General features: G+C 69.9%; 11 protein-coding genes. 5 read left to right on the top strand and 6 right to left on the bottom strand.

Annotation, left to right across the window (positions count from 1 at the left end):
- From ACZ4NT_RS29175 to ACZ4NT_RS29165, 3 genes are all read left to right on the top strand, one after another.
- A complete protein-coding gene (locus ACZ4NT_RS29175; protein WP_467728277.1) occupies positions 1-687 on the top strand; it encodes a TetR/AcrR family transcriptional regulator in 687 nt (228 codons plus the stop codon).
- Complete coding sequence (locus ACZ4NT_RS29170) at positions 684-1,901, top strand: alpha/beta hydrolase family protein (RefSeq protein WP_467728276.1); 1,218 nt, start codon at positions 684-686, stop codon at positions 1,899-1,901. Before ACZ4NT_RS29175 ends, ACZ4NT_RS29170 begins: the two co-directional genes overlap by 4 nt.
- Before the next feature lie 325 nt (positions 1,902-2,226).
- On the top strand, positions 2,227-3,042 hold the full coding sequence (locus ACZ4NT_RS29165) for an AfsR/SARP family transcriptional regulator (protein ID WP_183117141.1): 816 nt from the start codon (positions 2,227-2,229) through the stop codon (positions 3,040-3,042).
- Between the two features lie 408 nt (positions 3,043-3,450).
- On the opposite strand, the gene ACZ4NT_RS29160 is transcribed toward ACZ4NT_RS29165, so the two are convergent.
- From ACZ4NT_RS29160 to ACZ4NT_RS29135, 6 genes are all read right to left on the bottom strand, one after another.
- Positions 3,451-4,485 (bottom strand): histidinol-phosphate transaminase, encoded by a 1,035-nt coding sequence (locus ACZ4NT_RS29160; protein ID WP_467728275.1) that lies wholly within the window; start codon positions 4,483-4,485, stop codon positions 3,451-3,453.
- Positions 4,486-4,488: 3 nt separating this feature from the next.
- Complete coding sequence (locus tag ACZ4NT_RS29155) at positions 4,489-5,508, bottom strand: ketoacyl-ACP synthase III family protein (RefSeq protein ID WP_121407743.1); 1,020 nt, start codon at positions 5,506-5,508, stop codon at positions 4,489-4,491.
- Positions 5,505-6,158: an SRPBCC family protein gene (locus ACZ4NT_RS29150; RefSeq protein WP_121407742.1), complete on the bottom strand. Its 654-nt coding sequence runs from the start codon at positions 6,156-6,158 to the stop codon at positions 5,505-5,507. The genes ACZ4NT_RS29155 and ACZ4NT_RS29150 overlap by 4 nt, the downstream gene beginning before the upstream one ends.
- Entirely contained in the window at positions 6,130-7,932 is a 1,803-nt protein-coding gene (locus tag ACZ4NT_RS29145; RefSeq protein WP_467728274.1) for a thiamine pyrophosphate-binding protein, read from the bottom strand. Before ACZ4NT_RS29145 ends, ACZ4NT_RS29150 begins: the two co-directional genes overlap by 29 nt.
- Positions 7,929-8,945 (bottom strand): GlxA family transcriptional regulator, encoded by a 1,017-nt coding sequence (locus tag ACZ4NT_RS29140; protein ID WP_467728349.1) that lies wholly within the window; start codon positions 8,943-8,945, stop codon positions 7,929-7,931. The genes ACZ4NT_RS29145 and ACZ4NT_RS29140 overlap by 4 nt, the downstream gene beginning before the upstream one ends.
- 441 nt (positions 8,946-9,386) lie before the next feature.
- Positions 9,387-11,177, bottom strand: a complete 1,791-nt coding sequence (locus ACZ4NT_RS29135; protein ID WP_467728273.1) for a PucR family transcriptional regulator — start codon at positions 11,175-11,177, stop codon at positions 9,387-9,389.
- 435 nt (positions 11,178-11,612) lie between these two features.
- Between ACZ4NT_RS29135 and dnaK the strand changes: the two genes are divergently transcribed.
- Both dnaK and ACZ4NT_RS29125 read left to right on the top strand, forming a co-directional pair.
- Entirely contained in the window at positions 11,613-13,508 is a 1,896-nt protein-coding gene (gene dnaK, locus ACZ4NT_RS29130; RefSeq protein ID WP_121407738.1) for a molecular chaperone DnaK, read from the top strand.
- Positions 13,509-13,516: 8 nt separating this feature from the next.
- Positions 13,517-14,125, top strand: coding sequence for a nucleotide exchange factor GrpE (locus ACZ4NT_RS29125; RefSeq protein ID WP_467728272.1), 609 nt, complete (start codon positions 13,517-13,519; stop codon positions 14,123-14,125).
- Positions 14,126-14,129: the final 4 nt, after the last annotated feature.

Below are 14,129 nucleotides of genomic sequence, written 5' to 3'. Positions count from 1 at the left end.
ATGCCGCAACACGCCGACCGTCCGGCGGCCGCCCCGGGACACACCCCCCGGGGCGGCCGCCGACGCGACCCCGCCGCCGACCGGGCGATCCTCGACAGCACACTCGGTCTGCTCGGCGAGGGATGCAGCTTCGGCGACCTGTCCATGGACCTGGTCGCGCAGCGCGCCGGAGTCGCACGCGCCACCATCTACCGCCGTTGGAGCAACAAAGAGGAGCTGGTCCTCGCCGCGCTGAGCACCCTCGACCTGCCCATTCCGCCGCTGGACGGACTCGGACTCCGCGACCGGCTCGTGGCTCTCGTGGACCAGCTGCGCCACCGCGGTCAGGACACCAACCTGCACCGCCTGATCGGCAGCCTGCTCGGTGAGGCCGTACGCCGGCCCCAGTTGGTGGAGCAGTTCGAGGACACCGTCGTCGCCGCCCGGCGCGATGCCATCGTGCGGGTGCTGCGGGACGGTATCGCACGCGGTGAGCTGCGTGCCGACCTCGACCTGGACGACGCGGTCGAGCTGCTCACCGGACCGATGGCCGCCCGGCTGATCCTCCGCCAACGCCCGGTGAAGTCGGCGGCGTTCGCCGAGACCATCGTCGACACCTTCCTGAACGGAACCCGCACCACTCGTGCCGGCGCAGGACCCGGCACGGCACCGGAGCACCTTCCAACTCCCCAGGAGCCGCAGCAATGAAGTTCCTCTTCGACGACCCAGCCTTCGACTACCAGGCACTGCGCGCCGCCGGCTACGCCGATTACGGCGGTGCGCAGCTCGGCGAGGTCGTCGCGACCGCCGCACACATCCCCGACGGCGACACCGAGGCCTGGCGCCGGGCGTGGAGCACCCTCGCCGACCGCGTGCACCGGCTGGGCACCACGGCCCGTGAGGAGGGCCGCACCGTCGACGCCCGGTACTCCCTGCTTCGGGCTCACAACTACTACCGCACCGCAGAGTTCTTCCAACGTGAGCAGCAACGCGACCCGGAGGCACTGCGGTTGATGCGACGGTCGACGGACTCCTTCGCGGAGGCGGCCGCACTCATGGACCGTCCACCGGAGTTCCTCCGTATCCCCTACGAGGACACTTCACTGCCCGCCTACTTCTACCGAGCGGACGACTCGGACCGGCCCAGGCCGACCATCATCCACCACGGCGGCCTCGACTCCACCGTCGAGGAAGGGTACTTCTTCGTGGCGGCCGCAGCGCTCGCCCGCGGCTACAACTGCCTCTGCTTCGAGGGTCCGGGGCAGGGCTCGGTCCTGCGTGAGCAGGGACTCGTCTTCCGCCCCGACTGGGAGAAGGTGGTCACTCCGGTCGTGGACCACGCGCTGTCGCTGCCTGGTGTGGACCCCGACCGGTTGACGCTGGTCGGCACCAGCCTCGGCGGCCTGCTCGCGGTGCGGGCGGCGGCATTCGAGCATCGGCTGGCCGGTTGCGTGGCCCATGACGCCGTCTGGCAGCTGGGCGATGTCGTCGGACTGCCCCCCTTCGTGCTGGAGTGGGTCGAGCAGGACTGCGACGACTTCGCCGACCCGGTGATGTGGGGGATCGCGGCTCAGCAGACCTTCACCCGTTGGCTGATGCGGCACTCGATGTGGACGTTCGGCATCGACACCCCCTCCCAACTCCTGCGCCGACTGCCCGCGTTCGGTCTCGCGGACGTGATCGGTCAGGTGCGCTGTCCCGTGCTCGTCCTCGACGCGGAGGAAGACCTGTTCTTCGCCGGCCTCGAGCATGCGAAGAAGGTGTACACGGGCCTCAACTCACCCAAGACACTGCACGTGTTCACCGCCGACGAGGGCGGCGGGGCGCACTGCCACTCGGGCGCCATGCGGCTCTTCCACGACAAGCTGTTTTCCTGGCTGATGGAGACACTCGGGGCGGCGGACCGGCGGTCGATGGCCTGACCGAGCGACCACGAGGCCGGCCGGCACTGTCGGCGGGCACGCAATCGACGATACCGGCCTGGACGGCCCGATCCGCCCCGGCGGACGGGCCGTCCAGGCCGAATTACATTCGTGGCCCGATTTACTGCGGTGTGATTCGTGGCCGCCCATGACCGGATTTTATTCTCTTAATGACCACGTAACGGAACGGACTGCTATCGTGCAACCACCTCGCATAAGCTGCTCTTCATAGCAGTGAACTGCTGTCCTTATGGGACCTCAATCCTGGGGTCGGATGGGGGAACCAAGATTTAGTTGAATGCACGCGATGCATTCGGGGGGTTGTATGTCCCTGTCCCGATTAGAGCCCGACCACGCGCTCCGCTACGAACTACTGGGCCGGCTGCGGGTGGCCCGCGACGGCGTCGACCTGACACCGGAGCAGCCCAAGCTCGCCAAACTTCTCGCCCTGTTGCTGATCAGGGCGGGTGAGACCATACCGGGGGAAAAGCTGATCGCCGAACTCTGGGAACAGGGCCCGCCGCGTTGCGCCTTCGCCAGCCTGCGCGTGTACGTTTCGCAGTTGCGGAAAGTTCTGAACGGCTCCGGAGGAGCCTCTCCAATCATCACGAACTCGCCGGGATACATCCTCGACCTGAGTGGCGGAACTACGGATGTCCAGGATTTCGAAGCCTGCTACAACCGTGGCCGAGAACGATTCGGCGCGGCCGATTTCCAGCGCGCTTCCGCACTGCTCCGCGAGGCCCTCTCGCTGTGGCGAGGCCCCGTTCTGGACGGAATTTCGCGGTCCCTCGAGATCGAGTCCTTCCTCGCGGTGCAGGAGGAGAAGCGGCTGAACTGCACGGAGCTGAGCATCGACTCCGCGCTGGCGCTCGGTCGTCACCACGAGGTGATCGAGGACCTCAAGGGTCTCCTCGTCCGTCATCCCTTGCGGGAGACGTTCCACCGCCAGTTGATGGTCGCCCTGTACCGGGCGGGCCGCCAGGGGGACGCGCTGGGCAGCTACCGCAACGCCCGGCGGATCATCAGAGAGGAACTGGGGGTCGAGCCGGGGCCGACCCTGCGCCTGGCCCACGAGGCCATCCTCCGGGCCGACCCGGCCCGCCTGGAGGCCGCCGGCGTCGTCCCCGCCGTCAGCTGACGGCACAAGGCGAGCACCTCGCACGTTTTATCGGGCGACTGCGGCTGCTTAACCGGAGGCGGATAGCGTGGCGACGACCCCGCATCCGGCGGGGGAGCAGGGGTGCCGTATCCCGCCGTGTACCAACCGTCCATGGGGGCCCTGGTGCCGTGACCAGGGCCCCCTTCGGCAGTCGCACGTCAGCCGGACCCACGCCGTGGCCCCGCGTCGTTCGTGACAAGAGGCCCCCGGAAGGATCGCGCCCACACGTGAGGCCGCCACCCGGTTCCGGCGAAGGCCGGTCGCCGGGTGGCGGCCGCATGTCCTGTGCTGTGAGGGTTCAGGTCCCGAACGGCCGGCCGAACCACGCGGGCGCGCATGAGGCCAACGGATCCCGGAGAACCGGGAGGTGGGGGCAGCCGTCGTCGATCAGGCGGCGCTCACCTCATCGCGCGCCTGCGGCCCCTTTCGGCCCACCGCGGCCAGAGCCGAGCGCACGGCGTCATTGGCTTCCCGGCTGCCGACGGTCAGCCGGATGCCCTCGCCCGGGTAGTGACGTGCCTGGACCCCGCCGGCGGCAAGCGCGGCGGCGCCATCGTCCACCGGGTCGGGCGCAGCCAGCCACAGCGAGTTGGTGTGGCTCGGCGGTAGGTGCCAGCCCAGGTCGGCAAGGTGCCGCCGCAACCGTTCCCGTTCCGCCACCACGCACTCCACCCGCTGCTCCAGTTCGTCGCCGGCCCGCAAGGAGGCCAGCACCGCGGCGCTCGCCACCGCGTTGATGCCGAAGGGGAGTTGCTGCAGGCGGACGCGCGCCACCAGGTCGGGCGATCCGAGTCCGTAGCCGACCCGTAGGGCCGCGAGGCCGTAGGCCTTGGAGAAGGTGCGCAGGATCAGCAGGCCGGGATGCGCGTCGAGGAGCGCGATCGAGTCCGGCAGGCGGGAGTCACGGGCGAACTCCACGTAGGCCTCGTCCAGGAGCACGGTCACGTACTCGGGGACGCGTCGCAGGAACGCGACCAGGTCGGCTGCGGTGACCAGGCTTCCGGTGGGGTTGTGCGGGTTGCACAGCACCAGGACGCGTGTGCGGTGGTCGATCGCTGTCAGCAGGGCGGGCAGATCCTGGCGTCCGTCTGGACACAGGGGCACCGCGACAGGGCGGGCGCCCACCATCGACGCCAGCAGGGGATACGCGTCGAAGGTGCGCCAGGCGTAGACCATGGAGTCTCCCCGCTCCACGACCGCGTGGAGCAACTGCAGCGCTACGCCCACCGATCCGCTGCCGACCGCGACGCGGGCCGACGGCACCCGGCACCACTCGGCGATGCGCTCGGTGAGGTCGTCGGGATGGAACTGAGGGTACCGGTGGGCCTCGGCGACGGCCTCCCGCATCGCCTCGCGCACCGAGGGCAGCGGGGGATAGGGGCTCTCGTTGAGGGACAGCCGGTGCAGTACGGGCGTGTCCATCGGTCAACTCCGCCCGCCGCGCCAGCGGATCGCGGCCGCGCCGGCGAAGTCACCCGCGTGAGCGAAGCCCCCGAGCACCACCAGGTCGCCGTCCTCGACCTGCCCGGAGCGGACCGCGCGGTCCAGCGTGACCGGGATCGCCGCGCCGAACAGATTCCCGCAGTCGTCGAATGTGTGGAGATGCCGAGTGGCGGGGAGTTGCAGTGCCTCGCGCCAGTTGCGCAGGAACGTCCGGTTGGGCTGGTTGGTGATGAGGGCGTCGATGTCGGTGGTTGCGACGCCGAGGCGCCGGCACAGGTCCGTGACGACCTCAGGAACCAGGCGGTTCCCGCGGGCCAGAACCTTGGCGACACTCGCGTCGCTGAAACCGATCCGGAGCTGGGACTCGCCCGGCTCCCAGTATTTGCGGCCGTCGTCGACTGCCACCGTCATGTCCCCGGCGTACGCGGCGATGTGCCGTGTCTCCACGTCGAGGACCGGGCTGGCCGCGGAAGTCGTCACGTATCCCACCCCGCAGCCGTCGCCCGGTATGGCGGCCTGGGCGAGCTTGCGTACCTGCGACTGGGTGAAGCATTGGCCCGCCGCGCTCTGCGCGTTGCAGATGAGAGCGGTCTTCGCGTCGGTGGTGGCGAGGATCTGCCGGGCCAGCTTCAGCATGTGGACGAACGACGCGCAGCCCGCGTTGGCCACGTCGATCAGCCACTCCGGATTCAGCCCCAGTCGGCGCGCCACCTCGGTGCCGGCGCCCACGAACGGCAGGTCCGGCAGCTGGCTGTGGACCAGCAGCACGTCGACCCTGCGGATCTCGTCGCCGCCGTGCCGGTCGATCAGGGGCTGTACGGCTCGTTCGACCATGTCCGCGTTGGTCTCGTCGGCGGCGACGTGGTGCCGGGCGGGCGGCACCTTGAACATGGGGTGGTCGCGGAGCTTGTCCTCGGCTCCGGGGTAGTCCGTGTAGAAGGCGGCGGGGACCGGCTCGCCGGGCAGGTAGCTCGCGACATCGGTGAGGCTGATGGTCGTCACCGGGTCGCCGCCTTCGGCGGTGCCACGCTGACGGGCAGGCCGTTGCGGTGGCGGTATTCCAGGATCGCCTTGAGGTTGTTCATCTCCACCGTGTGTCCCGCGTAGAAGAGGTCCCAGAAGTCGCCGACCCAGGCCCGGTCCGGGCGCGGAGCCTTCTCGGGGTGCGGGTTGTCGTCGTAGTAGGGGTGCCGGCAGTTGGTCCAGGTGATCACCGATCCCGGTTTGCCGAGCACCAGCGCGGCCGGCACGACCCGCATCAGGTAGATCATCCAGAGTGTGTCGCCCTGGTCCCACGAGCAGTGGTAGTCCACCGTCAGGGCGTCGGGATTGGCGACGACCTCGCAGTAGATCTCCGTGTCGTCCTCGAGCCGGTCGCGGCCCACCCACAGGCCGGGCGTGCCGGAGGGCGCGAAGTCGCGCAGGCTGCAGGTCCATTCCTCCAGGTGGTGTCCCTGGCGCAGGTAGTCGTAGACCTGCTCGGGTGGGCACTCGACGTGCGCGTGGATCGTGCAGTACTGCCCGTAGACCTGGTCGTGCGGGTAGACGGCGTGGGTGAGCTCCATGCAGTGGGCGGTCAGCTCATCCTTGCCGGGGTTCTCGATCCGCATCAGACCGGGGATGTCAGCCAACGTGGATGATGCCTCGCTCACGGGGGCACTCCTTGCTCTCGGTTGTCGGTACCGGACTGTCGGCGGCGTCGGCGGTGCGCCCGGGCAGGGGCGTCGCCGGGGTGCGTGGACGGAAGGACTGGAAGGGGAGGAACGGCGGGATCTCGCGGGGGTCGCAGTCCACGGCGACGAACGCCGGGCCCTTGCCCGCGTTGCCGCGCAGCAGCGCCGCGCGCAGGTGGGCGGCATCCGCCGCGCCGCTGACCGCCAGGGAAGGGAAGGCGGCGGCGACCGCGGCGCCGATGTCGGTGGGGGCGAACAGGTCGTCGTCGCGGCCGCCGCCCTGGAGGAACTCCTCACGCACCGCGCACATGGCGTGCGCGTTGTTGTTGAGGATCACGAAGGTGACGGGCGCGGAGTGCTCCACGGCGGTGTGCACTTCCATGCCGTGCATGAAGAAGGCTCCGTCGCCGGCAAGGACGTAGGTACGGCGGCCGGTGGCGAGGGCGGCGCCGATGCCGGCACCGAAGGTGTACCCCATGCCTCCCATGCCGAGCGCCACCACGAAGCGGCCGTCTCGCGGCGCGGGCAGGAGGTGGATGGCGCTGGCCCCCGCGTTGCCGGCGTCCACGAAGACGTGTGCGTGGTGGGGGAGGGCGGAGTCCACTGCGGCGACCACGTCGGCGTAGGGAACGGTACGTCCGGTGGACGTCGGCGCCGGGCCCGGTGTGGGGGTGGGGAGCGGGCCGGCGTGCTGAGGGCAGGACCGGGGGAGTGGTGACAGCCGGTCCTGCACCGCGCTCAGTGCCTCGCGCAGATCACCGCCCAGCGTGACGGACTCCACGAACGGCGGCTCGGGCCCCAGACACACGACGTCGGTGCCGGCCAGCGCCTGGTCCAGCCCGCCGCTGGCCAGCAACGGCAGCCGGGTGCCGGCCAGCACGCACACGTCGGCGCGGCGCAGGCAGTCTTCGACGTTGGCGTGACCCATCACTCCCGAGACGCCGGCGAACTGCGGATCGCGGTTGTCGAAGACGTCCTTCGCGTCGGGGGTCACCGCCACCCATGCCCCCAACCGCCGAGCGAGTGCGGCCAGTTCCGCGCGCGCATCGGCGGCAGCGACCTCCTCGCCGGCGATGACCAGCACCCGTCGGGATTCGTCGAGGATGTTCGCCACGGCGGTGAGAGCTGCGCCGTCGAGTCCCGCCGTCGACGCCTGTTCGTCCCGTACCGGTGCCCGGGGGCCGGGCGTGTGGAGTGGCGCCTGCTGTACGTCCTTGGGCAGCAGCAGCACGGCGGGCCCACGGGGGTGCGACTGGGCGGCCGCCAGAGCGCGGGACAACAGCTCCGGCAACGCGTCCGCGTTGTCCACGCGGGCGCAGAACCGGGAGACCGGGGCGAAGACATCCCTGGCGTCCAAGGAGCCCGCCCTGCCGCTGGAGTCCTGGAAGGCTCCGCGTCCCTCCTGACCTGTCGGCGGCTGTCCGACCAGGGCCAGCAGGGGTACCCGGGAGGCATGCGCTTCGGCCAGGCCCGGGACAAGGTTCATGGCGCCGCCGCCCGATGTGGCGGCGACCACGCCCGGACGCCTGGTGGTGCGGGCGTAGCCGTCGGCCATCGTGACGGCGGCGAACTCGTGTTTGGCGACGACTCCGCGAACGGCGCCGTGACGGTGGACGGCGTCGTACAGGTCCTCGATGTTCGCGCCGCCGACGCCGAACATGTGGGTGACACCCCGCCGAGCGAGCTCCCTCGCCAGGTAGTCGACCGCGCGTAAGTCCCTTGGCTCGGGGATGTCGGAGAGCGTGGGGGTCATAAAGGGCTCCTGTCTGTCTCGTGGTGCCGGTCGGTGAGGCCAGACGGTGAGATGAGCTGAAAGCGGTGCCGGTACTGCTTGGGAGTGAGGCCCAGGGTTCGCCCGAAAGAACGGAAGAAGGTCTCGGGGGCCGCGAATCCGCAGCGCCGCGCTACCTGACTGATTGTCAGGTCCGTCGTCTCCAGCAGTTCGCGGGCGCGGGCAATGCGTTCGCGTTCGATGTACTGCCCCGGGGTCGCGCCCACCTCGCGGCGGAACACCCGGGCGAAGTTGCGCAGACTCATGTTGGCGCGCCGCGCGATGTCGGCCACCGGCAGTGGGCTGTGCAGATTGTTGAGGATCCACTCCTGGGCGGCCCGGATCGGCGGATGGTCGGCCAGCTGTGCGTCCAGGGCGGCGCTCAATTGTGTATGCGCAGCGGGGCGCTTGAGGGCCAGTACCAGAAACCGCGCCGCCTCCAGCGCGAGCGGCGCACCGTGGTCCGCCTCCACCAGGGCGAGTGCCATGTCGATCCCGGTGGAGACGCCCGCCGAGGTCACGTAGGGGCCGTCCCAGACGAAGATCGGTTCCGCGTCCACCGTGACGTCCGGATAGCGGCAGGCCATCGCCTCTGCGTACGCCCAGTGCGTGGTTGCGTGTCTGCCGTCGAGCAGACCGGCTTCAGCCAGGAGGAAGGACCCACCGCATACGGAGGCGACCCGGCGCGCACGGGCCGCCGCCCGGCGGATCCAGGACAGCAGCGTCCGGTCCTGGAGGGCACTGTTGAGGCTCCAACCGCCCGGCACCAGGAGCGTGTCGATCGGTCCGTCGGCCGTTTCCAGCGGCAGGGCTTCCACGATGACACCGGAACTTGTGCGCACCCGGGGGCCGTCGGCCGAAACGAGGTCGATTCGATAAGGCAGGGCTGATGAGGCGAGGAGTCGGTTGGCGGTATCGAACACTTCCATCGGTCCGGTGATGTCCAGGGCCATTGCGCCCGTGTACACCACCGCAACAACACGTCGCTCAAACACGATCACAGCCTGTATCGAATGTGGCACTGGCTGCAATGCCAGATCACTGACGCATCCGGCCAACTGCGAGGCGATGCCTCCCCCAGATCGAACTGACCAGGCAGTTCAAGTTCCATCCGGAAGGCGCCGGGTGAGGCGGCTCACAAGCCATTGGCCGGTTTCCCGGTCGGCCCATGGCCTGATCTGGAGAGCGCAGGGATTCGCCGACACGGTCCGAGGTCGCCCGCGTCGCGAACGACCCGCCGCGAGATGGTGGGCGGCGTCAGATCTGCAGGGTTTCCGGTCGGCCGGCCCGACTGCTCGGGGCAGGTGCCCACGCGTTGTCCGTGCGCGGCTCCTACAAGCCCTTGCTCGGGTCGTCATTGCTGCGCGTACGCACTGTCGGTCTTTGCACGGCAGGGCCGCTGGACGACGGTTGCTCACCATCGCAGCGGCAGAGCGTCAGTTCGGTCCGCCCAACACGATCTTCCACACTCGCGTCGCCACCTGGAGGTTCAGCCGGTCCTCGACGTTCGCGAGATCGTTGCCGCTGATGTCCCGGATGCGCTGGAGCCGGTAGCGCAGCGTGCTGCGGTGGATCGCAAGCGATTCGGCGGTCTCGTCGTAGTTGCCGCCGCAGTCGAAGTACTCGGACAGGGTTTCCACCATGCCCGTGTGGTGCCGGGAGTCGTAGTCGATGAGCGGCCCGAGCCACTCGTGGACGAACGTCTCCAGTTCCCGGTAGTTGTTGCCGGGTCCCAGGATGCGGTAGAGGCCGAGCTCGTCGAAGAACGTCGTGCCGTAGCGCTCGTGGGAGTGGCGGCGCACTTCCAGGGCGCGCTGCGCCTCCTGGTAGCGGTGGGGGATGTCGCCCGGAGAGTCGGAAGGAGCGCTCACCCCGATCGACCCGGACCGTGTTCCGGTCGCCCGGGCGAGGGCCTCGTACAGCGCGCGTGCGTGCGGCCTGTCGTCGGCGACCAGGACCACGTGGTCGGAACGGCGGGTCAGCAGCGAGCGCATGCCCACGGCAGCGGCCGCGCGGCCCACGGTCCCCTCGAAGGAATCGTCCGAGGTCCGGTTCGACCACTGCACGACGACGACGTACTGGCTGCGGTGCAGATCGTGCCCGACTGCCTCGGACCGGGCGTAGGCGCTCGCCTGGCCCGTCCCTGCCAGGAGGTCGTCGACCAGCTCGCGGTGGAGCCTCAACTCCACCTCGGCCAGATTGCGCAGGTGCGCCAGTTCCAGGGCGAGCGACGCAGCGGCGTGCTCCAGCGCGAACACGGTGTGCTCGTCGGCTTCCCCCCGGGCGTCGACCAGGGCCAGCACACCCAGGATCTCGCCGTGCGGGCGGACCAGGCTGATCAGCCGGTCCTTTATCCGCACCGGCCCGACCTCCCGGGCGACGGCCTGCAGCATCTCGTCCTGGCGCACGGGATCCGGCTGCGGATAGGGATCGGGACGGCCGGGACCGGTCCATGACCTCAGCCGGCCAAAGCGGTCCTCGATCAGCGCAGGGACTCCCGTGAGCTCGTGCAGTGCACGCGTGATGGCTTCCTCGCCGTCGCCCGAGGCGGCGACATCGGACGTCAGCGTGTGAACGGCTCGCTGATAACCCAGCTCGGCCGCGACGGAGATCAGCTGCCGCTGGAGGACGGTGCGTTCCTCCCGTAGCCGGCGGAGTTCCAGCGCATCCTCGCGTCGGCGGCGGTAGGCGACGGCCACCGACAGAGCAGCAGCGGTGTGCCGGACGAGCGTGGCCAGCAGGAATCGCTCGGCCTCGGTGGGAGGGAAGCGGGACGTCACCACGAGATAGCCGTGGAGTCTGTCGAGCACGCGCAGGCCGAGGGCCCGGCCCCAGGGCCTACCGGGTACGGTCACGGGGCCGTCCTGCCCGGCCAGCTCCCGCACCCTCCGGTCCACGGCCGAGCCATGGATCCGCCCGTCCCGCGGTCTGGGGGTCAGGTCGCCGTCCATCTCGAGGTATCCGGCCTCGGCGCTGAACGGCCCGGCGGCGGCTACGTGGTCCATGGCCAGGCGCAGGATCTCGCCTTCGTCCGGGGTGTCGAACAGGGCGCGGGACAAGGCCGTGAGTTCGTCGAGGTCATGGTTGGCCGGCGGCGGAGCGGGTGGGCTGGGCTCTCGCCGCACGGCGGTGCGGTACCGCCCGGCGCCGCCCCGCGGAAGGCTGCCCTTCCGGTCGGAGTGGCGACGGGACAGGCGGTGCAGGTGGTGTGCCCGGCTGTCGGCCATGGGATCACTCCGTTCTCCCCGAGAATACAGGCGAGCGATCGAGCCCGCTTCCGGGTCGGCCGTCCGAGATCTTCTGTTCTTGTCTCGTCCTCGGAGGGCGACCCGACCCGCGTATCTCTGACCCGCCAGGCGCAGGTGACGAGCCACGCGACTCGTCACCCTGGGAGGTGTGCGAGACCGTCCGTGCGCACACCCGCAGAGGTCTGGGCGACGACCGGGCAGCAGCGCAGTCCGGTTGCCTCGTACAAGAGGTACAGGGAAGCCGAACGCGCCGTTGAGCACCTCTGACCACGGGTTTCCCTGCTGGAAGAGGAGGTCGCCGCAGAGGCTGTACGGCTGATCGGCGGGCTGCAGACGCCGACGGAGGGCGCACCCGCACCTGAACGAACGTGATCCGGAGAGTCGGCGCAGACGCCGTACCGGGAGGAGTTCCTCATGGCCAAGGCAGTGGGCATCGACCTGGGCACCACCAACTCGGTGATCGCCGTGTGGGAGGGCGGTGAGCCGTCCGTCGTGCCCAACAGCGAGGGCAACCGCACGACACCGTCCGTGGTGGCTTTCACCGACACCGGGGAACGTCTGGTGGGCCAGTTGGCCCGGCGCCAGGCGATCCTCAATCCGAAGGGCACCATCTACTCGGCCAAGCGGTTCATCGGCCGGCATTTCGACGAGATCTCCGACGAGGCCAGGGCGGTGGCGTACGACGTCGTCGAAGGTGACGGCGGGGCGGCCCGTTTCAAGGTGCGCGACAAGCTGTACGCGCCCGAGGAGATCAGCGCACAGGTGCTGCGCAAGCTCGCCGATGACGCCTCCAAACAACTGGGGGAGCGGGTCACGGAGGCGGTCATCACGGTGCCCGCCTACTTCAATGACGCCCAGCGCACCGCCACCAAGGACGCCGGACGGATCGCGGGACTGGAGGTGCTGCGGATCATCAACGAGCCGACGGCGGCTGCCCTCGCGTACGGCATGGACAAGAAGGAGCACGAGACCGTCCTCGTCTTCGACCTGGGCGGCGGCACCTTCGACGTGAGCATCCTCGACGTCGGCGACGGCGTGGTGGAGGTGCGCTCCACCGCCGGCGACAGCCACCTGGGCGGCGACGACTTCGACCGGCGTCTGGTGGATTACCTCGCGGATGACTTCCAGAAGGAGAACGGCATCGACCTGCGCAAGGACCCGCAGGCACTGCAACGACTGTTCGAGGCGGCGGAGAAGGCCAAGACGGAGCTCAGTTCGGTGACGCAGACGCAGGTCAGCCTGCCGTTCATCACCGCCGACGCCGCGGGCCCCAAGCACCTCACCGACTCGATCATGCGGTCCACCTTCGAGCAGATCACCGGAGACCTGGTGGAGCGCTGCCTGGGACCGGTCCAGCAGGCCATGGCCGACGCCAAGGTCGGCGAGAGCGACATCGACGAAGTCATCCTCGTCGGCGGTTCCACCCGTATCCCCGCCGTCCAGACCCTGGTCCGCCGGCTGACCGGCGGCAAGGAACCCAACATGAGCGTCAACCCCGACGAGGTCGTGGCGCTGGGCGCCGCGATCCAGGCCGGGGTGCTCAAGGGCGAGGTCAAGGACGTCCTGCTGCTCGACGTCACACCCCTGTCGCTGGGCGTGGAGACACGCGGCGGAGTCATGACGAAGATCATCGAGCGGAACACCACCATCCCGGTGCGCCGCAGCGAGACCTTCTCCACCGCCGAGGACAACCAGCCGGCCGTTGATGTGGTGGTCCTCCAGGGCGAACGCGAGCGGGCCGCCGACAACCGGGTGCTGGGCCGGTTCCAGCTCACCGACATCCGGCCGGCGCCTCGGGGCGAGCCACAGATCGAGGTCACCTTCGACGTCGACGCCAACGGCATCCTCAACGTCAGGGCCCGTGACCGGGACACCGGAAAGGAACAGGGCATCACCATCAGCGAGAGCTCCAATCTGGACCGCACTGAGGTCGAACGCATGGTCCAGGAGGCTGAAAGCAACCGGGGCGAGGACGAGGCACTCCGCGAGGCCGTTGATGCCCGCAACGAGCTCGACGCCGTCGCGTACCAGGTCGAGAAGCGCCTCGCCGAGCTGGGCGACGCGGCTCCCGCCCACGAGAAGGCGCGCGCCGAGATGCTCGTGTCCGACGCCCGGACGGCGGTCAAGGAAGAGGCCGGCGTCGAGCGCGTACGGCCCCTGACCTCCGAACTCCAGCAGGTGCTCGCCGGGCTGGCGGCCCATCAGGACGCCGCTGGAGCGGGCGGCCCCAGCCAGGAGGCCGCCACCGGTGGTCCCACGAGCGGCGGTGGCGACGACGACGTCATCGACGCCGATTTCGACAAGGACTGAGGCGCGCCATGCCCAGCCACCCCCAGGAACCCGACAGGGCGGCGTCGGATCCGGTCGAGCCCGTCCTGGAGGGCGACGTACGCCCTGCGCTCGGGGATGCGCCCCAACCGGGCACGACCCGGCCGGAACCGGCGCGCGACGAACCGGGACCCGATGCCGCCGGCCCCGCGCGTGCCGAGGACGAGTACGCGACCGCGATCCAGGAACTGGAGGACCGCTGGCGGCGTGCACTCGCCGACCTCGACAACCTTCGAAAGCGTCACGCCAGGGAACTGGAGCGCGAACGGGCGGTCGAACGGTCCCGCACGGCGGCCGCCTTCCTGCCCGTACTGGACAACCTCGAACTCGCCCTGACCCACGCCGGCGCCGATCCGGGCGCGATCGTGGAAGGCGTCCGGGCCGTGCGCGACCAGGCGGTGAACGTCGTCGAACTGCTCGGCTATCCGCGGCATGCGGAGACCGGTGTCGCCTTCGACCCGGCCCGGCACGAGGTCGTCGGCGTGGTCCAGGACCCCGACGCCCCACCGGGCACGGTCGTCGAGGTGCTGCGCCCCGGCTACGGGGACGGCGATCGGCAGCTCAGGCCGGCCGCCGTGACTGTCGCGAAGCGGGAGTGAGCGG

The sequence above is a fragment of the Streptomyces sp. NPDC026417 genome (assembly GCF_055567695.1).
This window is presented reverse-complemented; position numbering and strand designations above follow the sequence as displayed.